This window comes from Gelidibacter maritimus, assembly GCF_014062315.1.
Lineage (GTDB): Bacteria > Bacteroidota > Bacteroidia > Flavobacteriales > Flavobacteriaceae > Gelidibacter > Gelidibacter maritimus.
Map to the genome: position 1 here is coordinate 39,403 of NZ_JACGLT010000008.1, position 26,914 is coordinate 66,316.

A 26,914-nucleotide genomic window follows, 5' to 3' on the forward strand; every position below is an offset into this window, starting at 1 on the left:
ATGCAGAGAGATTTTAGAGGGTTGGATTTTGATTGGATCACCATTGCTTTGTTTTTATTGTTGGTGGGTTTTGGATGGCTTAACATTATGTCTGCATCACATACTGGTGAGGTTGTGAGCTACTTTGACATGAGCCACCCTTACGGCAAACAATCTATATTTATTATTTTCACTTTTGTTTTAATCATTCTCATCCTCGCCTTAGACGCCAAGTTTTACGAACGTTTTGCCAGTATTATCTATATTTTGTCCATGATTTCTTTACTGGGGTTATTTCTTTTTGGAAAAAATGTCAATGGCGCCTTAGGTTGGTATGGCATAGGCGGGATGACCTTACAGCCCAGCGAATTCGCAAAATTTGCAACATCTTTGGCTGTAGCGAAATATATAAGCGACCTTCAAACCAATATGAAAACACTGAAGGATCAGGTTAAGGCAGCGGGTATTATTGCACTTCCTGCTATTATAATCGTGTTGCAAAACGATACAGGAAGCGCTCTGGTTTATGTTGCTTTCTTCTTTGTATTTTACAGAGAAGGGCTGCAACAGATATACCTTGTCGTTGCTGTTTTTCTTGTTTTATTGGCTGTATTGGCCCTTAAATTTAATGTAGTTGTTGCTGTGCTTGTCGCTGGATTATTAATATTTGGACATCACTTTTTTGGACAAAAGAAGCGACCACATATTGTACAGCCTATCGCCATTCTTTTACTCTGTTTGGCAGTGTCTTTTGGTATAAAATATTTTTACAATAACATCTTACAATTTCACCAAAAAGACAGAATCAGCCTATGGTTACGCTTGGAAAATGATCCTCAAAAGCTTCGTGAATTAAAACAGACAATTTTATACAACTTGCACGAATCAGAAAAAGCAATCAGCTCTGGAGGATTAACAGGCAAAGGTTTCATGCAAGGTACAAGAACTACTGGTAAATTTGTACCCGAACAGCATACAGATTATATTTTTAGTACTGTTGGTGAAGAATGGGGCTTTTTGGGAAGTGCACTTCTAGTGATACTTTTTGTGGCATTACTGCTCAGGATATTATATTTAGCCGAATTACAAAAATCACAATTTAGTAGGGTTTATGGCTATTGTGTAGCCTCCATTCTGTTTTTCCATTTCTTGATCAATATAGGCATGGTGATGGGCCTGATACCGACCATCGGGATTCCACTTCCGTTTTTTAGCTATGGGGGCTCTGCACTTTGGGCATTCACCATTTTACTGTTTATTTTTATAAAATTAGATTCGAATAGGATTAATGAATGGTAGATTTTGACGGTTCAATTTTCTATGTTCTAACTTATAAAGCACCAAATTTCAACTCTTAACACCCACAAGCTATTCCACGATGGCTCACCGAGATGAGAAGTTATGAGTGGTTGACTGAGCGTTTATTTTGATACTTCCGCATGAATTTTTAATTTGAACGATAGGCAACCGGCGAAGCAAATTTACGGGAAAATCATCAGTAGTTTTTACACAGAATTTCACAGAGATTTTCTTGACAAATCTTTGCGTCTATCCGCACGATCCGCGATGAAATCATTAATAAAGTCTACACAAATCAACAACTAAAATTCACAAGCATCAGTTTGCAATTTATAGATCTTACCATATCAATAAGATCACGAAGTCTTACCAAGAAATGATTTGCGTCTAAATAATTGATCTTCCAATATGAATCTCATCTACTTCAAATTGGCCAAGCTCGACTTAATGGTTTCTATTTTAGCCAAAGCGTCTGCTTCCTTGTTGCGTTCATTTTGTAATACCTGGGCAGGTGCATTGTTCACAAAACGCTCATTGGATAGTTTCTTTTGTACCGATTTCAGAAAACCTTCGGTATAGTTTAATTCGCTATTTAATTTTTTGACTTCTTCTTCCACATTGATAGCCCCCGAAATAGGAATAAAATACTCGTTGGAATGCACTCTAAAGCTTAAGGCACTTTCCACAGGATTGGTCACTGAATCCATTTTGGAAATATTACCCATCTTTTCAATCACAAAATTATAGCGTTCCGATAATTTCTCATTATTGATGACTGCTAATTCAATACTATCCTTAAAAGAAATATTTTTATCTTTTCTGATGGTTCTAATTCCCGAAACCACCTCTTTGACCATTTCGAAGTCTGCAATTAAATCAACATCATAAGATTCAGCTTTCGGATATTGGGCAACAATCAGGGCCTCTTCTGGACGTCGTTGCGCAATAAATTGCCAAATTTCTTCAGTTAAAAATGGCATAAAAGGATGTAAAAGCTTCAAATTGGACTCAAAAAGTTCAATAACACTTTTAAATGTTTTCGAATCGATGGGCTGTTGATATTCTGGTTTGATCATCTCTAGTAACCAAGAACAGAAATCATCCCAAATCAACTTATAAATACCCATTAAGGCGTCAGACAAGCGATATTTACCATAGTGATCTTCGATCTCAGCCAAGGCTTGTTGAAACTTGGCTTGGTACCACTCCACCGCAATTTTAGAGGCTTCCGGCTGCTCTATTTCTACCACTTCCCATCCTTTGACTAATCTAAAGGCATTCCATATTTTATTTGCAAATCCTTTTCCTTGGTTGCACAACTCTTCATCAAACATTAAATCATTTCCAGCAGCCGAACTCAACAACAATCCCACACGTACCCCATCAGCGCCATAATCGTCAATCAATTTTAAAGCATCAGGAGAATTTCCTAAAGATTTACTCATCTTCCGACGTTGCTTATCACGGACTAACCCTGTGAGGTAGACATTTTCAAAAGGTTTTTCATCACGGTATTCGTAACCAGCAACGATCATTCGCGCGACCCAAAAAAACAAAATATCCGGACCTGTCACCAAGTCATTGGTTGGGTAATAATATTCAATTTCAGGGTTGTTCGGATTCCTAATACCATCAAAAACAGTTATTGGCCATAGCCACGATGAAAACCAAGTGTCCAAAGCATCTTTATCTTGCCTTAAATCGGCTTGTGTGAGTTGGGAGTTATCCGATTTCTGCTGAGCTAATTTAAGTGCTTCCTCAAGACTTTCGGCCACCACAAAATCATCTTTTCCATCGCCGTAGAAATAAGCAGGAATTTGCTGCCCCCATAGTAACTGACGTGAAATATTCCAATCGCGGATATTTTCCATCCAATGACGGTAGGTATTATTGAATCGTTTTGGAAATAACTTTACCTCTTCATCTTCCAAGACCGCTTTAATAGCCGGTTTAACAAGATCTTCCATTTTCAAAAACCATTGATCAGAAAGTCTTGGCTCTATCACTGCTTTGGTACGCTCACTGGTTCCAACTTTATGAGTAATATCTTCTGTTTTGTCAAGAATACCCAAATCTCGCAATTCTTGGGTCACATCTTTTCTTGCCACTTCTCTATCTTTCCCTTCATGATGAAGACCAAAACTATTTAAAGTTGCATCATCATTAAGAATATCCACTACCATCAAATTATGTCTATCTCCAATCTCCTTATCATTGATGTCGTGTGCTGGCGTTATTTTCAAACATCCCGTTCCAAATTCCATATCCACATAATCATCGGCAATTATTGGCACAATTCTGTTACAAATTGGCACAATGACGTTTTTGCCGATTAAATGCTGAAAGCGTTCATCATTAGGATTCACACATACCGCAGTATCGCCCAAAATCGTCTCAGGGCGTGTTGTAGCAATGGTTACAAAATCATCCTGATTTTCAATCTGATACTTAACGTAGTACAATTTGTCAGTGCGTTCTATATGAATAACTTCTTCATCCGACAAGGTTGTTTTAGCTTCCGGATCCCAATTGACCATGCGATAGCCACGATAAATTAAACCCTTGTTATAAAGGTCAACGAAGACTTTAATGACGGATGCACTCATCTCATCATCCATAGTAAACTTAGTCCGGTCCCAATCGCATGAACAACCCAGTTTTTTTAGCTGCTCTAAAATGACCCCACCATATTCATGGGTCCAATCCCAAGCATGGCTTAAAAATTCTTCTCGAGACAATTTATTCTTGTCTATGCCCTGTTCTTTCAACTTGGCCACGACCTTAGCTTCGGTGGCGATTGAAGCATGATCTGTGCCCGGAACCCAACATGCATTTTTACCCTGTAGTCGGGCACGGCGAATCAAGACATCCTGTATGGTATTATTCAGCATATGTCCCATGTGCAAAACCCCGGTAACATTTGGAGGTGGAATAACAATGGTATAAGGCTCTCGCTCGTCTGGAACGGATTTAAAATACTCGTGTTCCATCCAATAGGAATACCACTTGTTTTCTACTTTGGTTGCGGAATATTTTGCTGGGATCTGCATACTTTGGTACTGTTTTTGTATAATAACAGGCAAAGTTACTTATATTTCTGTTTTTGTGAAATTATAAAAACTAATTTTAACCCAAATGTAGATTCGCATTAAAACAGAATCATACCGTTCAACTAATATATTTTGTGAAATGGTGAAAAGTAACTAATTTTGACCCCTATCAATTTTAAAAATTAAAATGATGAAAAATTTAATAGCATTTTTATTTGTGGGAATGTTAAGCATTTCTGCTTTTGCACAAGAAAAAGTAGCCAAAATTGAATTCAAGACTGATGTTATCGATTATGGTACCGTTGAGAAAGGTTCTGATGGTGTTCGTGTTTTCGAATTTACAAACACAGGTAATGCCCCGTTAATTATAACAAGAGTTAACTCAACTTGCGGTTGTACAGTGCCTAAAAAACCTGAAGGACCAATTTTACCAGGTCAAACTGGCGAGATACAAGTAAAATATGATACCCAACGTGTTAATCCGATTAGAAAGACTATTACGGTTTTGTCTAATGCCGATACCCCTACTGTTGCCCTTAAAATTAAAGGCGAAGTTGTTGATCCTGCCAAAACGAGTCTTTTAGAAAAAAGAGACCGAAGCATTATGGAACAATAGGTATTCCTTTACAAATTAAAAAGCTCTCATTTTATGGGAGCTTTTTTTTTACAACAAGCTTTCCAGTTTAAAGAGAAAGTTCATAATCACGTCATCCCTGTTAATTTTGAGTTTAATCCGTTTCCCTGCCTCACCTCTAAAAAACGTATTGACCTCTTGCAATTTTAGGCTATGGGTCTCCTTGTTATTGATGGTTAAAATAATATCGCCCAACATCAAACCTGCTCTTTCGGCAGGTGATCCAGGTCTCAACTCTACAATTCGGAAGGCGGGTTTAAGCGTAAATTTATAAGCTGCCACTACGGTAAGCCTCGATAATTCTTCTTTAGATTGGTTAGGATTAAATTGGCCGAGCTGTTCTCTTTCCTTGACAATCCTAACCCCATCTTGCTCTAACACAATGCCACTTTTATTGTATTCAAATGGGGCTTTAAAATGTTTGTTCTTTTTAAAAGAAACCTTTGTATTTGGGTAATCCATAATAATATTAAAACGCTTTAATAACTCCCCACCCATACTACCACTCCTTGCCTTGTACTTTCTTGCAAAACTTACTGCCGCCGAATCTGGATAAGTCACGTTTAAGTTGCTTATGTGAAAGTCATTAATTGAAAACCGTTTTAATTTTGACCGTTTTCCATGAACACTGCCACTTAGTCCTTTTCCTAAAAAATCCATAAAGTAAAAGCCATCTTCTGGCACCAATCCCAACGAATCATTTTCAAACAACCACAGCGCATCACTTCCACCAGAATCCATCAATAATTTTACGGGAACACGTTCTCCTTTCACTTCTACCATGGCGTCAATAAATGGCTTGTTGTTATAAAGTGTGAGATTTAAAGATTCACAACGCCTACATTGTTTATACTTATAGATTTTAGGATCATTTAACCGGATAAATTTTGATCCATAGTTTATTTCAACAATAAAGTCCTTAAACAGATCATAGCCAATAATTCCATGGACCGGAATGCCCAACCTGGGGGTAAAGTTAATGGTCTCATCGGAGAGTATAAACACATCCTGATTCTCATTTATGGCGGCACCAATTCTAAAATTGTTTTTTGATGATTTTAGGGCTATTGTCGACGCTCCATCTCCCAAGCCTCTGAGATAAATACTTTCTACGTTCTTAAATTTCAGGGAGTCTGAAGAATTGACAATATTGAATAAAATTGGTTTGCTAACCCCCGAATCTAAAATAAAGGAAAATTGTGCTCCGTTAATTTCCACGGGAATAATAATGAGGTTGTCAATAAGTTCAAATTTGATCTTTGAACGTTTCGTTTGATCCAGACGAAAACCGCTCTGCGAGATGGACGGTCCACAGAAAAATAGGATGCATAAAAAAGTAATAGAGCTCTTAATCATCATCAATGACGCTAGCGTAATTACAATTTACAAATCTTTAAGTCCAAATTCCTATTTTTTAGATGATGATTTTCAAAATTCTTTGAGATAATTTTCAGAACTTTACCCTCTTAAACATTAAGCTCATGCCAAAAATTTCACAAAAAGGACAGATGATGCCATCATCTCCAATTAGAAAGTTAGTTCCATACGCCGAACAAGCCTATAAAGAAGGAAAAACCGTCTATCATTTAAACATTGGACAACCTGACATCAAAACACCAGAAATAGCCCTAGATGCTGTTAGGGTTCATTCTTTGGACATTTTAGCATATACCCGTTCAGAAGGATCTGAAGAATACAGAAAAAAAATAGCACAATACTATGCCAAAAACGATATCCATGTTGACCATAGCGATATCATTGTCACCACAGGAGGAAGCGAGGCCTTGTTGTTCGCCTTTGGCAGTGTGATGGATTCGGATGATGAAATCATCATCCCAGAACCTTTTTATGCAAATTATAACGGATTCTCTACAGCTTCCGATATAAAAGTGGTTCCGGTAATTTCAAAAATAGACGATAATTTCGCCTTACCGCCCATAGAAGAATTTGAAAAACTGATAACAGATAAAACAAAGGCTATTTTAATTTGCAATCCAGGAAATCCCACCGGATACCTTTATTCTAAAGAAGAAATTAAACAATTGGCCGCCCTTGTAAAAAAGTACGACCTCTTTTTGATAGCGGATGAAGTTTACAGAGAATTTGTATATGATGGCAATGAATTTTACTCCATCATGCAAGAAGAAGGTCTTGAAGACCACGCCATTATAATTGATTCAGTATCAAAACGCTATAGCATGTGTGGTGCGCGCATTGGGTATTTGGTTTCTAAAAACAAGGAGTTCATCTCAACGGCTTTAAAGTTTGCACAGGCACGATTAAGTCCTCCAACATTAGCACAAATTGCAAGTGAAGCTGCGTTAGAAACGCCGCAAAGTTATTTTGATAATGTTATTGAAGAGTATGGTAAAAGAAGAAACATACTCATCAGAGAATTGAAAAAGATTGAGGGTCTAAAAATTGCAGAGCCAAAAGGGGCGTTCTATTGCATTGTGGAATTACCCGTAAAAAGCGCCGATCATTTTGCTCAATGGCTTTTGGAAAGCTATGACTACAATAAGGAAACGGTCATGGTAGCTCCTGCCGCAGGATTCTATTCGTCGCCCAATGTAGGGTTGAATCAAGTTAGAATTGCCTACGTGCTCAATGAAGAAAGTCTAATTAAAGCAGTTTTTATCTTAGGTGAAGCCTTAAAAGCATATCCAAACTAGTGCATATTCAAGAAAACATATCGTTAAAGCCCTATAACACTTTTGGACTGGATGCTCGTGCGACATATTTTGTGCAGGTTAATAGTATTCAGGAATTAAAAGACGCCTTAAGTTTGGAGAATTATCCTAATAAATTTATTCTAGGCGGTGGCAGCAACATGTTGCTTACAAAAGATTTAGATTGCTTGGTCATTCATTTGGCTCTCAAAGGCATTGAAATTATCAACCAAGATGAAGACGAAGTTCTTGTAAAGGCCTGCGCTGGTGAAAACTGGCATCAGTTTGTGCTATGGTGCTTGGCGCAGGATTTTGGTGGCATTGAAAACCTGTCGCTCATTCCAGGCAATGTCGGGACTGCACCCATTCAAAATATTGGCGCCTATGGCGTTGAACTAAAAGATGTTTTCGAATCTTGTGAGGCGCTGAATATAGAAACTAAAGCAATTGAAACCTTTACCAAAGAGGCATGCCAGTTTGGATATCGGGAATCTGTATTTAAGCAAGACAAGAAAGGTCGCTACGTTATTGTAAGTGCCACGTTGAGATTGCGTAAACACCAACATCAGTTACATACAGAATATGGTGCAATTACAAATGAATTAGAAAGTATGGGCGTAGTTGACCCCACGATTCAGGACATTTCAAAAGCCGTAATTGCCATTAGGGAAAGTAAGCTTCCTAACCCTAATGTAATTGGAAACAGCGGCAGTTTCTTTAAAAACCCAGTGATCTCCAATATCTATTTTGAGAAACTTAAAATCAATTTCCCCGATATGCCTTCTTATGTGGTATCTCAAGATGAAGTGAAAGTACCCGCAGGCTGGTTGATTGAAAAGTCAGGCTTTAAAGGCAAAACTTTTAACAATTATGGGGTTCATAAAAAACAAGCTTTGGTATTGGTCAATTATGGAGGTGCCCAAGGCTCTGATATTTTTGATTTAGCGAAACTCATTCAAAAAACGATAAAACGGATTTTTGGAATTACCATAGAAACTGAAGTAAATATCATATAAAAAGGCTTCAACAAAGATGTTGAAGCCTTGAAATAATTACTGCAGCGTCAAATGAATAAGCTATTAATCAATTTTCTAAGAAGAAGAAATTCCGACACTACCGATATAAATACAATATTCTAATAATAAAGTAGTTTATTTGTAATTTTACTATCTTAATATGATATACGTCCAAAATACAGATTTGGACTATTTAAACCTTACATTAAATTAAATTTTAACTTTTGAGCTATTCCTTAGAAGAACATATTGTCCAGCTTCTTGAAAAAGAAGACAAAGCTGCCATTAATTTACTTTATGAGAATTATTCAGATAGCCTCTACGGTGTTATTTTAAAAATAACCAAGAATGAAGAAATCGCTCAGGATGCCTTGCAGGAAAGCTTTGTAAAGATTTGGAAAAACGCAAAAAAATACGATTCCAAGAAGGCAAAACTTTTTACATGGCTCTACAGAATTGCACGCAATACAGCTATTGACAAACTTAGAAGTTTCAATAATCGTTTTAATAAAGAAGTCCAAATTGACAAATCAGACGTATATATTCTACCAACCTCGACTTTAAATCAAGATGTTATCGATTTAAAAGAACACGTTGGCAAACTAGAAGAGAAGTATCAAATAGTTTTAAATGCCTTGTTTTTTGAAGGCATGACTCAACAAGAAGCTAGTGATGAATTAGACATTCCATTAGGTACTATAAAATCTAGGTTGAAAATTGGTTTGAGAGATTTGCGTAAACTCTTCAACTAAAGGACACTTTAAAGGATGGAAAAAATGGAAAAAAATTTACAAATTTTTATGGAATCGGGCCTATTGGATAGTTTTATCTTAGGTACCACAACTCCTAATGAAAATTTAGAAGTTGAAAGTTATATTGCTGAATTTCCTGAAGTACAAGCTGAGTATGAGAGACTACAGGATAATTTAGAAATTTTAGCGAAAGCAAATGCGGTAGAAGCTCCAAATTATGTTTTGAATGCCGTTATTAGAGATATTACTGAAGATGCACCTGTTATTCAAATGCACTCAGCTCCCACTCACAACCGAACGCCATGGTTCAGTATTGCAGCAAGCATTGCTGCTTTTATTTTTGCTGGCACGGCATTTCTACTTCACGAACAAAACGTTTCCCTCAATCATGAAAATCAAGTGGTTGTAGAAGAAATTTTTGATCTTAGAAGTGATATTGAAGCCAACAACAAAAGACTTGAGAGCGTGATGCTTGAATTTATGAAACTGAATAACCCTGAGACGGAAAAGTATGTTTTAAGAGGAAATTCAAGAGCTAAAGACCTTAAAACCGTAGCCTACATTAATGCGGTCGATAAAACATCTATGATTGATGTGGTCTCATTGCCCAAACTCCCTGAAAATCAAACTTATCAGATTTGGGCTGAATTACAGGACAGAATGGTCAACCTTGGTATTTTAGATGAGTCAGAGCGTAAATTAAAAACAATCCCTTATATGGAGAACGCACTTGGCTTAAGTATTACAATAGAACAAAAAGTAGGCTCTAAAATCAATAAGGCGCATGCTGAAAACTCTGTTGCGGAAATCACCCTAAAAAACAAATAGAGCTTGTGAATGCTTAATTCAAAATCAATTGGATGTTTGTACCACATTTAAAGAGGCTACCTGAAGAGGCAGCCTCTTTTTTTGTATTTCATTTTTTGGTTAGCAACAACAGGTCATAAAGATCGGCTGTAATGCTTGCGCTATGGAACTTTGCCAAGCAAAAATGCGCTGAACAAAGGCCTTTCCTGTCAATAGACACAATTTTCGAAATATTAAAACCCGTTGGTACGGATTAATTTTCTAATCCAACATAGAAGCTTCCACCCTAAATATGTTACCAATCAAAATCCTAAGGAATTAAACCTTATTAGATGAAGAAAACTTATACAAGATGAAGCATTAGATACCTGAAAATATCCCAAAAAACCTGTATCTTTGTACAAATTTTTAACTGATGAAACTTATACTCATTACACTCATTCTTTTAGGTCTTGGAATTGCCGGTATTACTATAAAAATATGGGCTAAAAAAGACGGTAAGTTTGCTGGTACTTGTGCGAGCCAAAATCCGATGCTAAACAAAGAAGGCGACTCTTGTGGGTTCTGCGGAAAAACACCTGATCAATTTGAAAACTGTAACGAACCTCAACACTCTTAGCAGTTAATGATTGTTTTTCAAGTGCTTTTCTACATCTTCATTGTAGTCATTTTTGTTCAATTATTTTTTTACGCATACGCTTTCTCTAAGGTCAATCAGAAAAACCATGGCAACACTCCCACCGTTAAACCTTTTATTTCGGTAATTGTCTGTGCCAAAAATGAAGCCAACAATTTAGAAACGTTTCTACCCTCCATTTTAAATCAAGAGTATCCAAACTTCGAGGTGGTACTGATCAACGACAGCTCTACTGACACTACTTTAAAAGTTATGGAGCGTTTTAAGGCGAAACATAGCAACATCAAAATTGTCAACGTCAAAAACATTGAAGCGTTTTGGGGCAACAAGAAATATGCGCTTACCTTAGGCATTAAGGCGGCAACACATAATCATCTTTTATTTACGGATGCCGACTGCAAGCCAGTCTCCAACCAATGGATCAAGGAGATGAGCAATTGCTTCTCAACTGAACACCAGATTGTTTTGGGATATGGAGCCTATGCAAAAGTCAAAAATTCATTTTTAAATAAATTGATCCGTTTTGAAACTTTAATGACCGCTGTCCAATATTTCTCTTATGCCAAATTGGGTCAGCCTTATATGGGTGTGGGAAGAAACTTAGCTTATACCAAAGACTTGTTTTTTAAAGCGCGAGGTTTTATGGATCACATGCATATCAAATCAGGAGATGATGATCTTTTTGTGAATCAAATTGCCACAGCAGAAAATACCGCCATTTGTTTGTCTAAAAACAGTTTTACGGAGTCTGTTTCGAAAAAATCCTACAGTGAATGGATCATTCAAAAGAGACGACATATCTCAACCGCTAAGCATTATAAAGCCAAACATAAGGCCATGTTATCGTTGTTTTACGTATCTCAGTTTTTGTTTTTTGCCTTAGGTATTACTCTGATTAGTACACTTTTTAATTGGGAAATTGTAGTTGGACTTATAGGCTTAAGGTATTTGGTGTTGTTTATCAACTTGACTTTAGCTGCTAAGAAATTAGAAGAGAAAGATTTAATTCCTTTCTTTCCCGTTCTCGAAATATTTTTAATTCTGACCCAATTTTCTATCTTTATAAAAAATCTCATCTCAAAACCTAATCGTTGGAAGTAAAGGAAATCATCAAAAAGGCTAAAACAAATGACCAATCTGCATTTAATGCTTTATTGGATTTTTTTTGGAATGACGTCTATGGTTTTCAATTAAAGCGTACCGAAAATGAAAATGATGCCGAGGATATCGCCATCCAGACATTCTCAAAAGCCTTTGACAAAATAGGTACATATAACGAGGATTACGAATTTAAAACATGGTTGATTACCATCTCCAAAAACATCCATATTGATTTATTGAGGAAACGAAAATCCTCCATTCAAAATAGATCAAACCAGAATGACACCGATCATTTTCAATATATTATTGATGAATCACCTTCGCCAGAGGATAAACTGATCACTGAACAGAATTTGGCAAAATTGCTTCGGGATATCAAGAAGTTGAAACCGCATTATCAAGAAGTCATCAATTTGAGATACTTTCAAGAATTAACTTACAAGGAAATATCCGAAGAACTTAATGAGCCTATAAACAACGTCAAGGTGAAGCTTTTAAGAGCAAAAAAGTTGCTGGCAGACATTATTACGAAATAGCAGTGAAAATTAGTTTCAAAAAATTAGGTCCCGGGTTATTGTTTGCCGGTGCTGCCATTGGTGTTTCTCATTTAGTACAATCCACACGCGCGGGTGCCGATTTTGGTTATGGTTTGATTTGGGCCTTGCTCTTAGTCCATATTTTTAAATACCCGTTTTTTCAATTTGCGCCAAGATATGCTTTGGCAACAGGAGAAAGCCTTTTAGATGGCTATAAAAAAATGGGGAAGCCTGTATTGCTGATTTATTTCCTGCTGACTTTTACTACCATGTTCACCATCCAGACTACGGTAACTATTGTGACTGCGGGCATAGCTTCCATGCTCTTTGGAAGTTTCCTTTCACCAGAAATATGGGCCGTCATTATTCTTTCCATCTGTGCGCTTATTTTGATCAAAGGCAAGTACAGTCTACTTGATCAAATAATGAAAATCATCGTAATAACACTTACAATAAGCACCATAATTGCTGTTGTGCTTGCGGCAAACACGAGCCCACAGCCACTTTCATTTATCCAAAAATTACCAGAGAACACTTTAGAAATTAGTTTTTTAATTGCATTTATGGGATGGATGCCAGCGCCATTGGACATTTCAATATGGCAATCATTATGGGCATTGGAAAAACGTAAAACAAACAAAAGTTATGATTTAAAGTCCTCGTTATTCGATTTTAATGTTGGCTATTTAGCTACCATTATCATTGGCCTCGGATTTATGGCACTCGGTGCATTGGTAATGTTTCAAAGTGGCACCACTTTTAGTGACAAAGCCAGTGTGTTTTCTAATCAGCTGATTTCTATGTACACTAAAAGTTTAGGAAACTGGTCCTATCTTGTTATCGGTATTGCCGCATTTACCACGATGTTCAGCACTACCTTAACCACTTTGGACGCCTCACCACGAACAATGGCTAAAACAACCGAATTACTTTTTGGCCATTTTTCAAAACGCAATTATCTGTTGTGGATTTGTGTTTTGATTGTCGGAACTGTTTCAATATTTTTCTTTCTCGGGTCAGAAATGGGCTTCCTCATTAAAGTGGCCACCATCATATCATTTTTGACCGCTCCATTTTATGCCATTATAAATTACAAGCTCATCAGTAGCAAACACACCCCTGTTGAATGGCGACCGTCTTTGAAAATGCACGTACTTAGCTGGTTAGGAATTCTATTTTTAATCGGCTTCAGCATTTGGTATCTGACCACGCTATAATATCTATTTTCAAATTTACTTTGTACCTTTGTAATTGTAAACTTCCTAATAAATGAGTGCAGAAACTATTACAAAAGCAATTCCAGAACGTCAACCAAAACCGAAATGGTTAAGAGTAAAACTCCCTACTGGTAAAAAATATACAGAACTTAGAAGTCTGGTAGATAAATATAGCTTAAACACCATTTGTGCCTCAGGCAGCTGCCCAAACATGGGGGAATGTTGGGGCGAAGGAACCGCTACATTTATGATTTTAGGTAATATTTGTACGCGCTCATGTGGGTTTTGTGGTGTAAAAACTGGACGTCCGGAAACCTTAGATTGGGATGAGCCAGAAAAGGTAGCGCGCTCCATAAAAATCATGCAAATAAAGCATGCGGTTTTGACCAGTGTAGACCGAGATGACTTAAAGGATATGGGAAGTATCATGTGGTCGGAAACCGTGAAAGCTGTACGACGGATGAATCCTGAAATAACCTTAGAAACATTGATTCCCGATTTCCAAGGAATAGAAAAACATATTGATCGGATTGTGGAGGTAGCTCCGGAAGTGGTATCGCATAATATTGAAACCGTTAAAAGACTGACGCGAGAAGTAAGAATACAAGCAAAATACGACCGTAGTTTAGGCGTTCTTAAATATTTAAAAGCTCAGGGACAACGCCGAACAAAATCGGGTATCATGCTAGGATTAGGCGAAACGCGTGAAGAAGTTATTGAAACCCTTCACGATCTAAGAGCAAATGACGTGGATGTAGTCACCATTGGGCAATATCTGCAACCTAGTAAAAAACATTTGCCAGTAAAGCAGTTCATTCTTCCTGACCAGTTTAAGGAGTATGAAAATATCGGACTGGAACTTGGCTTCCGTCACGTAGAAAGTAGCGCCTTGGTAAGATCTTCTTACAAAGCTCAAAAACACATTCACTAATGATCAGGGTCGCTATCACCGGCTTTGGACGAATTGGTCGACGCGTTTTCAGGCTTATTCAAGAGCGTAATGACATTCAGGTGGTTGCCATTAATGATTTGGCTGATGCCAAAACATTGAGCCATCTCTTAAAATACGACAGTATTCATGGCGTTTTAAAAAATAAAATTTCTTCTGAAGAGAACTGCATTATTTTTGATGAGCAATCAATTCCTTTGCTCAATCACAAAACGATCGAGAATATTGACTGGACACCTTATGATGTTGATGTTGTTATTGAAGCCACAGGGAAGTTCAAGACTTTAGACCATTTACAAAACCACATTAAAAACGGCGCAAAAAAGGTCATTTTATCTGTTCCTCCAACAGATGATTCCATAAAAACCGTCGTATTGGGCGTTAATGACCATATCTTAACAGGAACGGAAACCATCATTTCCAATGCGTCCTGTACCACTAATAACGCTGCTCCTATGCTGGCCGTGATCAATGATCTTTGCGGCATCAAACAGGCGTATATTACCACCGTGCATTCCTACACTACAGATCAAAGTTTACATGACCAACCGCATAAAGATTTAAGACGTGCCCGGGCCGCTGGGCAATCTATCGTTCCAACCACTACTGGAGCAGCAAAAGCCCTGACCAAAATTTTTCCTAATCTCAGCGATGTTATTGGCGGTTGCGGCATTCGGGTTCCTGTCCCGAATGGCTCCTTAACGGACATCACTTTAAATGTTGAAAACACAGTCTCGATTGACGATATCAACGAAGCCTTCAAAAAAGCCTCTGAAACAAGCCTTAAGGGTATTTTGGAATATACGGAAGACCCTATAGTATCCATTGATATTGTTGGCAATCCGCACTCCTGTATTTTTGATTCCCAAATGACTTCAGTAATCGGCAACATGATAAAAATAGTGGGCTGGTACGATAATGAAACTGGATATTCAAGTAGAATTATAGATTTAATTTGCGATATGTCGAAGAAATAGTCGCTTTTGTCGAATAAATAATTATATTTGTTTTTACAAAGTGACCCAAAATGTCCCAACCTAAATACTATATAGTTGCTTTTCTTGTCTTTTTTTCTCTGACATTATTTTCTCAAAATAATGCTACCGAAGATATTGACGTTCTTGAGATGCGCATTCAAAACTACATTACACAGTCCGGTTTTGAAACGGAGCGTGGTGATTACTATAACGCTAAAGAAAATCTTGAAAAAGCCTTAACTATTGCTAAGCAAATTGGTGATAAGAAAAGTGAGGGTAGCATCCATACCAAGATCGCAAAAGTCCAATTTATTGTTGAAGAACCAGAAAATGCATTAGTCTCTTTAACTAAAGCCGCTGAATTGCAGAGAGAGACCAACGATTATGCCAATTTGGCTATTACCTATAATATACGTGGCATTCTACATACCAGCAAAAAAGAATATCCAATTGCTTTGGATTACTTTAATTCTGCCAAGACCAAATTTGAAGAAGAAGGCCTAGAGCGTCTCATTGCGGATGTTAACCTTAATGAGGCCAAGGTATATATTGAATTGGAAGACTATAAAACCGCCAAGGCAAAACTTGAAAAAGCAATAATTTTAGCCAAAAAACATGACCAAATTGGGGTATTAAGTAGTGCCTACATTAACAGTGGAAAAGCACTAAACAAATTGGATAATGAAGATTTAGCGCTATCTATGGCGAATAGAGGATTGGAACTTGCTAAAACCAACAACATTCCCGAATACATCAATGATGGCTATTTGACCTTGAGTGATATTTATCAAGCCAATGAAGACTACAAGCTTTCCAATGAATATTTAAGAAAGCACATTCAATTATCAGATTCGCTATTAGATATTAAACGTGAAAATTTATCACCAGAGAAAAAAGCACAGTTTATAACAGAATACAAAGATTCTGAACGCAAGCAAATGGAAGTAAAGCTTGAAGAAGCTGATGCTTCCAACAATCTGACTCGGATTACCACTATCTTAAGCATTGCACTAATTACCATATTGTCATTGTTGACCTTATCGCTTTACAAAAACAACAACATTAGGCTTAAAACCAACAATATGCTCCATAAAAAAAATGATGAGCTTATTGTGGCTAAGGAAAAAGCTGAGTTAGCTTCTAAAACCAAAGCCAACTTTCTATCAACCGTTACGCACGAATTACGGACGCCGCTCTATGCCGTAACGGGCTTGACCAATATGCTTTTGGATGAGGAGCCAAAACCTGATCAGCTCCCTCATTTAAAGTCGCTAAAATTTTCTGGTGATTATCTTTTAACATTTATCAATGATATTTTACAGATCAATAAAATTGAAGCCAACAAAGTTGATTTAGACCCTGAAGTTTTCAATTTGCAGAAAAAGGTGGAAAACGTGGTTTCAGCGTTGAGCAATTCTGCCATGGATAACAATGTTAAACTTCATTACGAATTTGACAATGCGTTACCTACCACATTTATTGCAGACCAATTAAAGATTTCCCAAATACTGATCAACCTCATCGGCAATGCCATTAAGTTCACCAAGGATGGTGATATTTGGGTGCGACTAAAGAAGCAATCACAAACAGGAGACAATTATATTGTAAGGTTTGAAATAGAAGATAATGGTATCGGAATTACTAAAGAGAAACAAGAAAATATGTTTGAAAGCTTCTCTCAAGGTTCCATCCAAATCAACAGAAAATATGGCGGCACAGGACTTGGGCTTTCCATTGTAAAAGGACTTATTGAAATTTTAAAAGGAAAAATTTATTTAAAAAGCGAACTCGGAAAAGGATCAACCTTCATTTTTGAAATCCCTCTACTTTATGCACCTGAACCAGTAATCACTACAAAACCTAAAACCCTTAACGAATTTAATACATTGGACTTAACAAATATCAAAATTTTGGTTGTTGAAGACAACAAGATCAACCAAATGATAACCCGTAAGATTTTAAACAAGATGAACCTTTATTGTGATGTTGTCGATAATGGTGAAGATGCGGTGGATCGTGTCCAACAGGAACAATACGATGTTGTTTTGATGGACATCCACATGCCTGGGATAAGCGGAATTGAAGCTACTAAAATCATTAGAACCTTTGACAAGGATCTTACAATTTTTGCGCTTACAGCCGTTACAATAGAAGATAAAATGCAAGAGTTTGATGATGCTGGATTTGATGATATTATTTCAAAACCTTTCAAACAGGAAGATTTCGAGAAGAAACTTTACAACGAATTAAAATCAAATCATAAAAAACCAGCAACGTCTATTTAACAAAATTACCTATCAAAGTATCAAATTCTGATGGTCTATCAATTCTTATTTCAATAGGCAAATAATATAAGACTCCGCTTTCTTTAAAACGGGGCTGCAAGCGTACCATATCTTTTTCGGTGGTCACAATTAATGGTTTTTGTTTTAAGCCAATAATATCAGTCTCACTGAAATCATGATGGTCTTTATATTTTAAATGCTCAAATTCCAATCCCAATGATTTTAAATAAACCACTAAAGGCTTCGGATTGGCAATTCCAGTAACCAATGTAAACGGTCTGTTTTTAAGTGTTCTCAACTCCAACTGATCGCTATTATTTCTTACACTGGTGGCATACACAATACTCGCAAAAAAAACATGTTGATGTCTCAACGGATTTATTCCCTTGACAATGTGTGCTTTTCTTTCTTCCGATAAATTTTCTGGACACTTAGTCACAACAATGATATCAGCACGGTCAGCACCTTGTCTTGGCTCTCTCAAGTTTCCGGTAGGCAATAGGATATCTTTGGTATAAAGATCATCAAAAGCTGTCAATAAAATATTAAACCCAGCTTTGACCTTTCGATGTTGGTAAGCATCATCAAGCAAAATAATTTCAGGCGGATTTGATAAAGCCGTTAACTGACTGATGCCGTGAACTCTATTGGCATCAACACTAACAATGATATCCTCAAATTTTTGGTAAAACTGAAACGGTTCGTCACCAATAGAACTTGCAGATGCGTTCTCATCGGCAATTACAAATCCCTCTGTTTGCCTTTTATAGCCTCTACTGAGTGTAGCCAGATGATGCTCTGATTTCAATAATCGAATTAAATATTCAATCATTGGTGACTTCCCAGTGCCTCCAACACTCAAATTTCCGACACAGATTACAGGAAAATCATAAGATGTGGATTTTTTAACACCCCAATCATAGAGTTTATTCCGAAACCAGGTAACCAAATAGTAAATGGGAACAATTGGGAAAAGAAGATATCTTAATAATTTCATCATAAATACAGGTCGTAGGCGTCAGCAGGTCCAATTAGTCTTTAAAAAATCAATTTCGCCATTTAGCGTTCAACGCGTTTAGCTTTAGGCATATTCACAATTCCGCAACCATCTACCAATATATGGCCATCTTCTTTCACCAGTTGCATGGCTAATTTAAATTCATCCCAATCAATTCCTTTAACAATCACATAGCCTGTTGCTGCATTATGTTCATAAAGTTCAAAGCCATTAGCCGGATAATCCTGTGCATCAACCAATGGATCTGCCAGCAATCCAATTTTCGGGTTTTCTTCCCAAGCCAAAATGACGATATTTTCTAATTCTGATTTTAATTTCTCGGAAGCCAAAGGTGAATTTCTCACAAATTCAAGAATCTCAACCTCACCTATACTTTCGATATATGAGTTTATAAAATTGATTGCGGCCTGATAATTTTCTTCATCAGAAGAGGCTTCGCTTTCAAGAGGTTCGTATAAATCAGTGTTGGGAAGTTCCGGCTCTGAAGCCTCTGACGGATTTTTCTTTACGGATTGACAGGAGAAAAAACTTATAACGAACGTGAGAATCAGAAAATGTTTCATAATTACAAAAGGACATGTTTACAACGAAAATATAATATTTTATCTTTGCAAGTAACCTAAAATCTAAAAATAACATGATAATACAAGATGTCATCACCCATCTCGAAGAATTGGCTCCTTTAGCTTATGCTGAAGATTTTGACAATGTTGGTCTGTTGGTAGGAAATAAGAATACGCCGCTTACCGGAGTTCTGGTTACCTTAGATACTTTAGAAAGTATTGTGGATGAAGCCATCGATAGCAACTGTAACTTGATTGTCAGTTTTCACCCCATCATTTTCAAAGGACTAAAAAAGCTGAATGGTTCTAATTATGTTGAGCGTGCCGTCTTAAAAGCCATTAAGAATGACATTGCCATTTTCGCGATCCACACGGCATTGGACAATAGTTTGCAAGGCGTTAATGATATTATCTGTAATACTTTAGGCATCGGAAACAAGAAGATACTATTGCCTCAGCAAGGCACTATCAAAAAGTTGACCACCTTTGTTCCTCAAAAGAACGCCAATACCGTACGTCTTGCCTTATTCAATTCGGGAGCCGGCACCATCGGCAACTATGAAAATTGCAGTTTCAACACAGAAGGTACTGGCACATTTAAAGGCAATGAGGCTTCTGATCCGAAAGTTGGGGAACGCGGAGAATACCGTCAAGAGCAGGAAACTCAAATTTCAGTCACCTTTCAAAAGCATTTAGAACGTCAGATACTCAATGCGCTCTTTGAAAGTCACCCATATGAAGAAGTTGCATTTGAAATTACCACACTCGACAATTACAACCAGCACATTGGCATTGGGATGGTTGGCGACCTTCCAAATGAGATAAATGCTGAAGCATTTTTACAGTTTGTAAAACAGAAAATGAATGTTTCTTGTATAAGACATTCAAATTTAATTAAAGATAAGATAAAGCGCATTGCCGTACTTGGCGGCTCGGGCAGTTTTGCCATTGCCGCGGCAAGATCAGCAAAAGCTGATGTTTTCATTACAGCAGATTTAAAATATCACGACTTTTTTGCCGCCGAAAATCAAATAATTTTAGCAGATATTGGTCATTATGAAAGCGAACAGTTCACAAAAACCTTTTTAGCTAACTATCTCTCAAAAAAAATTACTAATTTTGCAGTCGTTTTATCAAAGATAAACACCAATCCTGTAAAGTATTTATAATTATGGCAAAAAAAGCTGAACTTTCTGTTGAAGACCGATTAAGAGCGTTGTATAATTTACAACTTATTGATTCAAGAGTTGACGAGATCAGAAATATTAGAGGTGAGCTTCCTTTGGAAGTAAGAGATTTAGAAGATGAAGTTGAAGGACTTAATACGAGACTTGAAAAATTAAACGGCGGATTAGCCCTAATTGATGATGACATCAAGTCTAAAAAGAATTTGATTGAGGAGGCTAAAGCTTTGATCAAGAAATATGCTGAGCAACAAAAGAATGTTAGAAATAACAGGGAGTTCAATTCCATCACCAAAGAAATCGAATACCAAGATTTAGAAATTGAATTGGCGGAAAAGCACATTAAAGAGTTCAAGGCACAGATAGAGCAGAAAAAAGAAATTGTAGCTGACACCAAAGAACGTTTAAAAGAGCGTCAGGCGCATTTGAAGCATAAGAAAAGTGAATTGAATGCTATTTTGGCTGAAACGGAAAAAGAAGAATCGGCACTGATTAAAAAATCGGAAGAATACCAAGAAACTATTGATAAACGCCTAGTAAGTGCTTACCAAAGAATTAGAGGAAGTGTGAAAAACGGATTGGCTGTTGTAGCGATTGAAAGAGGTGCTTCAGGAGGTTCTTTCTTTACCATTCCACCACAAGTGCAAGTTGAAATTGCTTCTCGTAAAAAAATAATCACAGACGAGCATAGTGGACGTATTTTGGTTGATGCCGAATTAGCCGAAGAACAGAAAGCAAAAATGGAAAAAATGTTTGCCAAATTAAGCTAAACATAATCTCAGATAGTTATAAAGCCTTTGCAATTTTGTGAAGGCTTTTTTATTTTAACATAACTTTCTTATTTACACATTAAGTTTTAAAACGATCAAACGACTACTCACAAAACAAAACTTATGAAATCTCTTATTTTATCCTTATCCCTTATGGTTTTATTTAGTTGTCAAAATAAGGCCCAAACCAACCCCAAACAGCTGGCTGTTCAAACGGCAGATCCGATTGAGGTCCCCATGAAGGATGGTAAGGCAAAAGCTTACTTTGCCAGTGGCTGTTTCTGGTGTGTCGAAAATATATATGAGCATGTTAAAGGTGTTGAAGAGGTCATCAGTGGCTATTCAGGTGGTCATACCAAAAATCCTACTTACGAATCGAGCAATACAGGTAAAACAGGACATGCTGAAGCTGTAGAGGTTATATATGACCCAAATGTCGTGAGTTTTGCCACTTTAGTAGATGTTTATTTTGGCTCACAGAATCCAACCCAAGTCAATGGTCAAGGTGGTGATAGAGGCTCACAATACCGATCCATCATCTTCTACCAGAATGAAGAGCAGAAAAAGATAATTGAAGAGAAAAAATCGAACTTGGCAAAAAAACTAAATGCAACTATAGCTGCGGAAGTTTATCCTTTTCAAAAATTCTGGATTGCGGAAGACTATCACCAAGATTACGAGAAAAAAAATCCTAATAATCCCTATATCCAAAATGTATCCATCCCACGATATGAACGCTTTAAGGCCAAGTTCCCAGAGTTGATCAAAGATTAAGATTGGATAAATAACAGAAATTTACTTTACCAAACCTTACAGGTTTTTGAAACCTGTGAGGTTTTTTCAATTAATCCTAGTTGCTTTCAACGTAAAAATTAACGGATAAAGTCTGTCTTTAGTCACGTACATTCCTGAATCTATTTCCACCAAGTCTGGCAACACGTTATACGGACTTTCATCATATTCTTTTAAATATTCAATATGCAATCCCGCTTCGGATAATGCAGAAACCACTTCGCCCAAACCATGGTTCCAACCATATTCCTTGCTTATCATTTTTGAATTGGTGTTGGCGTAAGTTCCTTCATATTCTTCATAAATGACTTCCTTCTGCATATAACCATATTTTAAATTTGGTTTGCCTTCCAAATAATCGAACATCCAGACCATAGGATGAAATTCAGCCATAAAAAAAGTGCCTCCCTTTTTTAAACGCTCTGCTATCATTTGGCCCCAGGGTTTTAAATCGGGCAACCAACCTATCACGCCATAACTGGTGAAAACAATATCAAAAGTTTCAGAAACCATTTCAGAAGTATCAAGCACATTGCAACAAACAAATTTAGCGTCCAGACCCAATTCTTCATTCAATTGTTGCGCTAAAGCAATCCCTTCATCACTAATATCAACACCTAAACATTGCGCTCCCATCCTACTCCAGCTCAAGGTGTCCTGTCCAAAATGACATTGCAGATGCAATAGACTTTTACCATTCACATTGCCAAGAGCCTGCAATTCATAAGACATTAAGGATGATTTTCCATTTCTGAAAGCGTCCATATCATACATTTTACTTTCAGCATGAACCTTAACCTTTTTGTTCCATGTCGATTTATTTATTTTAAAATAATCATCATTTTGATCCATAAGTTCCGATTTAGAATCTAAAATTAAAGCTTCTGAAACATTCTTCCGTATCTTTATAAAAAGATTTAAAATGAAAAAAACTCTAATTATTGTCACTGTATTCGTCTGTTTTTTTTCTTGTAAACAAAAAGTAGAAACAAAATCTAACGAAAAAGAATGGTCTACCGCCGAAAAAATAGCGAACGCCAACGGTTTTGAAAACTGGAAAGATGTATCTGAAATACAATTCACGTTCAACGTTGATAGAGATACTACCCATTTTGAGCGTTCTTGGACTTGGCATCCGAAATCAGATGATGTCATGATGGTTTTAGGTAAAGACACTGTAGCCTACAATCGTAAATCTATGGACAGCATCTCTCTAAATGCGGACAAGGCCTTTATCAACGATAAGTATTGGCTTTTGGCACCATTTCAATTGGTATGGGATACTTCTGCAAGCATTTCAGAGAGTTCAGTAGTCGAATCTCCAATCAGCAAAGCACAACTAAATAAAATAACGATTACCTATTCTGATGACGGTGGATATACGCCTGGTGATGCCTATGACCTATTTTTTGACGAGGATTTTATACTTAAAGAATGGGTCTATAGAAAAGGAAATTCTCAAGAGCCTTCCATGATGACCACATGGGAGAATTACGAAGATTTTAACGGTATTAAAATTGCTAAAACCCATAAACGACCAAATGAGGATTGGACACTCCATTTCACCGATATCAAAATTGTGAAATAAAAACCAAGTTTAATAGTGATGTCGTCATCCAAACTATTGCTATAGGACGTATATAAGATATACCGAAAGAGTATTCCGCAGTATGCGTCTATATATATTCAAAGAGCTTCCACTAATTAAAGTTGAAGCTCTTTTTTTTTAGTGAAACTACATTTTCAAAAGTCTTTTCTAAAGCAAATCCTAAACTTATAATTCTTATTTTTGTGTGAAACCCAAAATCAGTTCACCTTGTCAAATTATCAATTAGGATTAGAATACGCTAAGCAACAAGATCAAAATGATGTTTTGGCATCTTATAGAAATCGTTTCCATATTCCGAAAGACAATCAGGGTAAGGAGGTCATTTACATGACTGGAAATTCACTTGGACTCCAACCCAAATCAACAAGAGACTATATCCATCAAGAGTTGGAAGACTGGGCTAATTTAGGCGTTGAAGGTCATACTGATGCCAAACATCCTTGGCTCCATTACCACGAGTTCCTGACAGAGAACATGGCAAAAGTAGTTGGTGCGAAACCCATCGAAGTGGTGGTCATGAATACCTTGACGGCTAACCTTCATTTGATGATGGTCTCCTTCTATAAGCCGACTTCAAAACGCTATAAAATTCTGATTGAGGCCGATGCGTTTCCATCAGATAAATACGCTGTAGAATCGCAATTGCGCCATCATGGATTCGATCCAAAAGATGGTTTGGTGCTTTGGAAAGCTCGAAAAGGTGAAGAATTGGCTAATTATGACGATTTAGAGGCTATTTTGGAAACACAGGGAGATGAAATCGCTTTGGTGATGATTGGCGGTGTCAACTATTATACAGGGCAGTTTTTTGATTTGAAACGCATTACCCAACTTGGACATCGATATGGATGTATGGTCGGGTTTGACTGTGCCCATGGCGCTGGAAATGTCAAATTGGACCTTCACGATTCTGGGGCTGACTTTGCGGTTTGGTGCACCTATAAATATTTGAATTCTGGACCGGGAAGTTTAGGAGGCTGTTTTGTACATGAACGCCATGCACACAATAAAGACCTCAATCGGTTTGCAGGATGGTGGAGCCACAATAAGGAAACACGATTTAAAATGCGCGACGAATTTGACCAACTCCCTGGCGCTGAAGGTTGGCAATTGAGCAACCCTCCAATATTATCAATGGCAGCCATCAGAGCATCACTGGATATGTTTTCAGAAGTAGGCATGGAAAAGTTGACTGAAAAATCAAAACACCTGACAGGCTATTTTGAATTTCTCATCAAACAACTGAATAATAAAGATATCAAAATCATTACACCTTCAAATCCTAAAGAGCGTGGATGTCAACTTTCCATTCAGGTTAAAAATGCCGATAAAACATTGCACCATCAATTAACAGGAGCTGGCGTTATTAGCGATTGGCGTGAACCAGATGTGATTAGATGTGCACCGGTGCCCCTGTATAATTCGTATCAGGACGTTTATGAATTGGTGGAGCGATTGAAGCCCATCCTAACCTCCCCAAAGGGAAAGAAATGATAATTGAAATTTAACGAAACTATATGGTCAGATTAACCTGCAAGGTTTCCATCCCGAAGCTTCAGGACTTGTAGGTTTAATAATAATAATAATAACAAGATTCCCGTCTTCGCGGGAAGTGGCATGAAAAAACAACAAAACATACTTATCATCGGCGCCGGACTATGCGGAAGCTTACTTGCTTTACGCTTGGGACAACGCGGCTATAATGTCTCGCTTTACGAAATGCGTCCAGATATACGTACAGCCAATATTAGCGCAGGACGTTCCATCAATTTAGCACTTTCTGATCGGGGCATTAAAGCTATGAAACTGGCCGGTATTGAAGATAAAGTCCGCGAATTATGCATTCCCATGAATGGTCGAATGTTGCATGACATTGAAGGCAAAATGGTCATGGCGCCTTACAGCGGTCGTGAACATGAGTATATCAATTCCATCTCCAGAGGTCTTTTAAACGGTTTACTGTTGAATGAAGCTGAAAAGCACGACAACGTCAAAATTCATTTTAATAAGAAATGTAAATCGGTCGATTTCGAAAACACAACGGCTTTATTCAAAGATTATAAATCGAATACCGAATTTGTAGAAGATGCCGATGTTATAATCGCTACAGATGGTGCTGGCTCTGCATTGCGCAAGAGTTATTATTTAGGCAAAAAGTTTTTGTTTAGCTTTTCACAGGAATGGTTGTCTCATGGCTATAAAGAATTGAGTTTTCTACCCACTGAAAATGGAGGTTTTAAAACATATAAAAACGCCTTGCATATTTGGGGACGCGATAGTTTTATGCTGATTGCCTTACCAAATTTGGATGGCAGTTTTACGGTGACTCTGTTTTTAAGTTATGAGGATGGCGAATACAATTTTGGCAATTTAACAACTGAAGAAAAAGTTATTGAGTTTTTCCAAAAGTATTTTAAAGACGCTCTGGAATTGATGCCAAATCTTATTGAAGACTTTTTTACCAATCCCACATCACCATTAGGAACCGTAAAGTGTTCCCCATGGCACTACAAAGGAAATACTCTTTTAATGGGCGATGCCGCTCACGCCATTGTGCCATTTTATGGACAAGGGATGAACGCCTCTTTTGAAGATGTTACCGTATTTGACAAGGTTTTGGATGAAGGCCATGAAGATTGGGAAACTATTTTCAAAACGTACGAGAAGCATCGTAAACGAGATACCGATGCCATTGCAGACTTAGCTATCGATAATTTTCATGAAATGAAAGGCCATGTCAACAATGCCATTTTTAGGGAAAAGCGTAATTTGGAAATGGCATTGGAAAAAAATTTCCCAGATAACTACTCCTCAAAATATTCATTGGTTACCTTTAATGAGGACATCAGCTATCATGAAGCCATGTTGAAAGGTCGGGCGCAAGACAAGGCAATTTTGAATATGTTGGCGGACAAGGAACTCGACCTCAACGACGATTTAAAAACGAATTTAGAAAAAGTAAAAGCCGCCACACAAGAAATTTTGGATGAGGATCGGGTGGCGAAGGATTTTAAACATTAGACAGTAACCTGTAAGGTTTTGAAAACCTGTCAGGTTTAAAAAGAAAATA

The 26,914-nt window shown here is 37.2% G+C and carries 24 protein-coding genes; 19 read left to right on the forward strand and 5 right to left on the reverse strand.

The window, feature by feature from the left end; genetic code table 11:
* Entirely contained in the window at window positions 1-1,278 is a 1,278-nt protein-coding gene (gene rodA / locus H3Z82_RS11180; protein WP_182205594.1) for a rod shape-determining protein RodA, read from the forward strand.
* 419 nt (window positions 1,279-1,697) lie between these two features.
* Here rodA and H3Z82_RS11185 read toward each other — a convergent pair whose 3' ends face one another.
* Complete coding sequence (locus H3Z82_RS11185) at window positions 1,698-4,328, reverse strand: valine--tRNA ligase (RefSeq protein WP_182205595.1); 2,631 nt, start codon at window positions 4,326-4,328, stop codon at window positions 1,698-1,700.
* Between the two features lie 190 nt (window positions 4,329-4,518).
* Between H3Z82_RS11185 and H3Z82_RS11190 the strand changes: the two genes are divergently transcribed.
* A complete protein-coding gene (locus tag H3Z82_RS11190) occupies window positions 4,519-4,944 on the forward strand; it encodes a DUF1573 domain-containing protein (RefSeq protein WP_182205715.1) in 426 nt (141 codons plus the stop codon).
* Window positions 4,945-4,992: 48 nt separating this feature from the next.
* Here H3Z82_RS11190 and H3Z82_RS11195 read toward each other — a convergent pair whose 3' ends face one another.
* The gene (locus tag H3Z82_RS11195; RefSeq protein ID WP_317172450.1) at window positions 4,993-6,180 is read right to left on the reverse strand and encodes a PDZ domain-containing protein; all 1,188 of its coding nucleotides are present in this window, start codon (window positions 6,178-6,180) and stop codon (window positions 4,993-4,995) included.
* Between the two features lie 263 nt (window positions 6,181-6,443).
* Here H3Z82_RS11195 and H3Z82_RS11200 point away from each other — a divergent pair, with 263 nt between their 5' ends.
* From H3Z82_RS11200 to H3Z82_RS11250, 11 genes are all read left to right on the forward strand, one after another.
* Window positions 6,444-7,634, forward strand: coding sequence for a pyridoxal phosphate-dependent aminotransferase (locus H3Z82_RS11200; RefSeq protein ID WP_182205596.1), 1,191 nt, complete (start codon window positions 6,444-6,446; stop codon window positions 7,632-7,634).
* Window positions 7,634-8,647 (forward strand): UDP-N-acetylmuramate dehydrogenase, encoded by a 1,014-nt coding sequence (murB, locus tag H3Z82_RS11205; protein ID WP_182205597.1) that lies wholly within the window; start codon window positions 7,634-7,636, stop codon window positions 8,645-8,647. Before H3Z82_RS11200 ends, murB begins: the two co-directional genes overlap by 1 nt.
* Before the next feature lie 224 nt (window positions 8,648-8,871).
* Window positions 8,872-9,399: an RNA polymerase sigma factor gene (locus tag H3Z82_RS11210; RefSeq protein WP_182205598.1), complete on the forward strand. Its 528-nt coding sequence runs from the start codon at window positions 8,872-8,874 to the stop codon at window positions 9,397-9,399.
* Window positions 9,400-9,423: 24 nt separating this feature from the next.
* Window positions 9,424-10,227, forward strand: coding sequence for an anti-sigma factor (locus tag H3Z82_RS11215; protein WP_182205599.1), 804 nt, complete (start codon window positions 9,424-9,426; stop codon window positions 10,225-10,227).
* A gap of 394 nt (window positions 10,228-10,621) precedes the next feature.
* Complete coding sequence (locus tag H3Z82_RS11220) at window positions 10,622-10,825, forward strand: membrane or secreted protein (protein ID WP_182205600.1); 204 nt, start codon at window positions 10,622-10,624, stop codon at window positions 10,823-10,825.
* 6 nt (window positions 10,826-10,831) lie between these two features.
* Window positions 10,832-11,944: a glycosyltransferase gene (locus H3Z82_RS11225; protein ID WP_182205601.1), complete on the forward strand. Its 1,113-nt coding sequence runs from the start codon at window positions 10,832-10,834 to the stop codon at window positions 11,942-11,944.
* Window positions 11,935-12,480: an RNA polymerase sigma factor gene (locus tag H3Z82_RS11230; protein ID WP_182205602.1), complete on the forward strand. Its 546-nt coding sequence runs from the start codon at window positions 11,935-11,937 to the stop codon at window positions 12,478-12,480. The genes H3Z82_RS11225 and H3Z82_RS11230 overlap by 10 nt, the downstream gene beginning before the upstream one ends.
* 2 nt (window positions 12,481-12,482) lie before the next feature.
* The gene (locus H3Z82_RS11235; RefSeq protein ID WP_182205603.1) at window positions 12,483-13,697 is read left to right on the forward strand and encodes an Nramp family divalent metal transporter; all 1,215 of its coding nucleotides are present in this window, start codon (window positions 12,483-12,485) and stop codon (window positions 13,695-13,697) included.
* A gap of 52 nt (window positions 13,698-13,749) precedes the next feature.
* The gene (gene lipA, locus H3Z82_RS11240) at window positions 13,750-14,628 is read left to right on the forward strand and encodes a lipoyl synthase (protein ID WP_182205604.1); all 879 of its coding nucleotides are present in this window, start codon (window positions 13,750-13,752) and stop codon (window positions 14,626-14,628) included.
* Entirely contained in the window at window positions 14,628-15,623 is a 996-nt protein-coding gene (gene gap, locus H3Z82_RS11245; RefSeq protein WP_182205605.1) for a type I glyceraldehyde-3-phosphate dehydrogenase, read from the forward strand. Before lipA ends, gap begins: the two co-directional genes overlap by 1 nt.
* A 50-nt stretch (window positions 15,624-15,673) precedes the next feature.
* Window positions 15,674-17,908, forward strand: coding sequence for an ATP-binding protein (locus H3Z82_RS11250; protein WP_182205606.1), 2,235 nt, complete (start codon window positions 15,674-15,676; stop codon window positions 17,906-17,908).
* Here the strand turns inward: H3Z82_RS11250 and lpxK are convergent.
* A complete protein-coding gene (gene lpxK / locus H3Z82_RS11255; RefSeq protein WP_317172451.1) occupies window positions 17,901-18,908 on the reverse strand; it encodes a tetraacyldisaccharide 4'-kinase in 1,008 nt (335 codons plus the stop codon). The two genes, H3Z82_RS11250 and lpxK, sit on opposite strands and share 8 nt — an antisense overlap.
* A gap of 59 nt (window positions 18,909-18,967) precedes the next feature.
* Complete coding sequence (locus H3Z82_RS11260; RefSeq protein ID WP_182205607.1) at window positions 18,968-19,489, reverse strand: hypothetical protein; 522 nt, start codon at window positions 19,487-19,489, stop codon at window positions 18,968-18,970.
* 74 nt (window positions 19,490-19,563) lie between these two features.
* Here H3Z82_RS11260 and H3Z82_RS11265 point away from each other — a divergent pair, with 74 nt between their 5' ends.
* The 3 genes from H3Z82_RS11265 (at window position 19,564) to msrA (ending at window position 22,217) form a co-directional block, all read left to right on the forward strand.
* On the forward strand, window positions 19,564-20,658 hold the full coding sequence (locus H3Z82_RS11265) for a Nif3-like dinuclear metal center hexameric protein (RefSeq protein WP_182205608.1): 1,095 nt from the start codon (window positions 19,564-19,566) through the stop codon (window positions 20,656-20,658).
* Window positions 20,659-20,660: 2 nt separating this feature from the next.
* Entirely contained in the window at window positions 20,661-21,443 is a 783-nt protein-coding gene (locus H3Z82_RS11270) for a zinc ribbon domain-containing protein (protein ID WP_182205609.1), read from the forward strand.
* A 123-nt stretch (window positions 21,444-21,566) separates the two neighbouring features.
* Window positions 21,567-22,217, forward strand: a complete 651-nt coding sequence (gene msrA / locus H3Z82_RS11275) for a peptide-methionine (S)-S-oxide reductase MsrA (RefSeq protein WP_182205610.1) — start codon at window positions 21,567-21,569, stop codon at window positions 22,215-22,217.
* 66 nt (window positions 22,218-22,283) lie between these two features.
* Here msrA and H3Z82_RS11280 read toward each other — a convergent pair whose 3' ends face one another.
* Complete coding sequence (locus H3Z82_RS11280) at window positions 22,284-23,087, reverse strand: class I SAM-dependent methyltransferase (protein ID WP_182205611.1); 804 nt, start codon at window positions 23,085-23,087, stop codon at window positions 22,284-22,286.
* A gap of 70 nt (window positions 23,088-23,157) precedes the next feature.
* On the opposite strand from H3Z82_RS11280, the gene H3Z82_RS11285 reads away from it, so the two are divergent.
* From H3Z82_RS11285 to H3Z82_RS11295, 3 genes are all read left to right on the forward strand, one after another.
* Window positions 23,158-23,823 (forward strand): hypothetical protein, encoded by a 666-nt coding sequence (locus H3Z82_RS11285; protein ID WP_182205612.1) that lies wholly within the window; start codon window positions 23,158-23,160, stop codon window positions 23,821-23,823.
* Between the two features lie 228 nt (window positions 23,824-24,051).
* Entirely contained in the window at window positions 24,052-25,338 is a 1,287-nt protein-coding gene (gene kynU / locus H3Z82_RS11290; protein WP_182205613.1) for a kynureninase, read from the forward strand.
* A gap of 123 nt (window positions 25,339-25,461) precedes the next feature.
* On the forward strand, window positions 25,462-26,865 hold the full coding sequence (locus tag H3Z82_RS11295) for an FAD-dependent oxidoreductase (RefSeq protein ID WP_182205614.1): 1,404 nt from the start codon (window positions 25,462-25,464) through the stop codon (window positions 26,863-26,865).
* Window positions 26,866-26,914: the final 49 nt, after the last annotated feature.

Coding starts and splice junctions, on each gene's coding strand:
- rodA (WP_182205594.1), top strand. CDS start 1: ATGCAGAGAGATTTTAGAGGGTTGGATTTTGATTGGATCACCATTGCT.
- H3Z82_RS11185 (WP_182205595.1), bottom strand. CDS start 4,328: ATGCAGATCCCAGCAAAATATTCCGCAACCAAAGTAGAAAACAAGTGG.
- H3Z82_RS11190 (WP_182205715.1), top strand. CDS start 4,519: ATGAAAAATTTAATAGCATTTTTATTTGTGGGAATGTTAAGCATTTCT.
- H3Z82_RS11200 (WP_182205596.1), top strand. CDS start 6,444: ATGCCAAAAATTTCACAAAAAGGACAGATGATGCCATCATCTCCAATT.
- H3Z82_RS11215 (WP_182205599.1), top strand. CDS start 9,424: ATGGAAAAAAATTTACAAATTTTTATGGAATCGGGCCTATTGGATAGT.
- H3Z82_RS11220 (WP_182205600.1), top strand. CDS start 10,622: ATGAAACTTATACTCATTACACTCATTCTTTTAGGTCTTGGAATTGCC.
- H3Z82_RS11225 (WP_182205601.1), top strand. CDS start 10,832: ATGATTGTTTTTCAAGTGCTTTTCTACATCTTCATTGTAGTCATTTTT.
- lipA (WP_182205604.1), top strand. CDS start 13,750: ATGAGTGCAGAAACTATTACAAAAGCAATTCCAGAACGTCAACCAAAA.
- gap (WP_182205605.1), top strand. CDS start 14,628: ATGATCAGGGTCGCTATCACCGGCTTTGGACGAATTGGTCGACGCGTT.
- H3Z82_RS11250 (WP_182205606.1), top strand. CDS start 15,674: ATGTCCCAACCTAAATACTATATAGTTGCTTTTCTTGTCTTTTTTTCT.
- lpxK (WP_317172451.1), bottom strand. CDS start 18,908: ATGATGAAATTATTAAGATATCTTCTTTTCCCAATTGTTCCCATTTAC.
- H3Z82_RS11260 (WP_182205607.1), bottom strand. CDS start 19,489: ATGAAACATTTTCTGATTCTCACGTTCGTTATAAGTTTTTTCTCCTGT.
- H3Z82_RS11265 (WP_182205608.1), top strand. CDS start 19,564: ATGATAATACAAGATGTCATCACCCATCTCGAAGAATTGGCTCCTTTA.
- H3Z82_RS11270 (WP_182205609.1), top strand. CDS start 20,661: ATGGCAAAAAAAGCTGAACTTTCTGTTGAAGACCGATTAAGAGCGTTG.
- msrA (WP_182205610.1), top strand. CDS start 21,567: ATGAAATCTCTTATTTTATCCTTATCCCTTATGGTTTTATTTAGTTGT.
- H3Z82_RS11280 (WP_182205611.1), bottom strand. CDS start 23,087: ATGGATCAAAATGATGATTATTTTAAAATAAATAAATCGACATGGAAC.
- H3Z82_RS11285 (WP_182205612.1), top strand. CDS start 23,158: ATGAAAAAAACTCTAATTATTGTCACTGTATTCGTCTGTTTTTTTTCT.
- H3Z82_RS11295 (WP_182205614.1), top strand. CDS start 25,462: ATGAAAAAACAACAAAACATACTTATCATCGGCGCCGGACTATGCGGA.